This is a genomic window from Nocardia cyriacigeorgica, assembly GCF_010858045.1.
GTDB classification, from domain to species: domain Bacteria; phylum Actinomycetota; class Actinomycetes; order Mycobacteriales; family Mycobacteriaceae; genus Nocardia; species Nocardia cyriacigeorgica_E.
In genome coordinates, this window is record NZ_JAAGVC010000203.1 from 1 (window position 1) to 337 (window position 337).

The 337-nt window shown below is 67.4% G+C and carries 1 protein-coding gene; it reads right to left on the reverse strand.

What is annotated here, in order from left to right; genetic code table 11:
* On the reverse strand, positions 1-185 hold a 185-nt coding region (locus tag GV790_RS29370), incomplete at its 3' end, for a DUF7134 domain-containing protein (protein WP_425343125.1).
* Positions 186-337 lie beyond the last annotated feature (152 nt).

Here is a 337-nt window from a genome sequence, read left to right on the forward strand (position 1 = left end):
GCCATGACCCGCGGGTAGACCCGGCGCAGGATCATCGGCAGCGGCAGCAGCACCGACAGGGCGAGATAGGAGACCTTGTTCTGCGCGGCGGACACGCCGAGCACATCGAGAACGAGCAGTACACCGGCCAGCATCGAATCGGCGACGATCGGCTTGCCGCGAAGCCACAAACTGAACCTGCGCACGCCGTTCAGCGTAAGGGTGCGGTCGGCGCAGACCTGGAACGGCGCGGCCGACGGCCGGCACTCGGCATGCGGGCCGACCCGGGAGCCACGGAATGCCGTGTCCCTGGTTGTCTTGCCCTCGTGGATATCACCGACTGGGCGGTCCTGTTGAC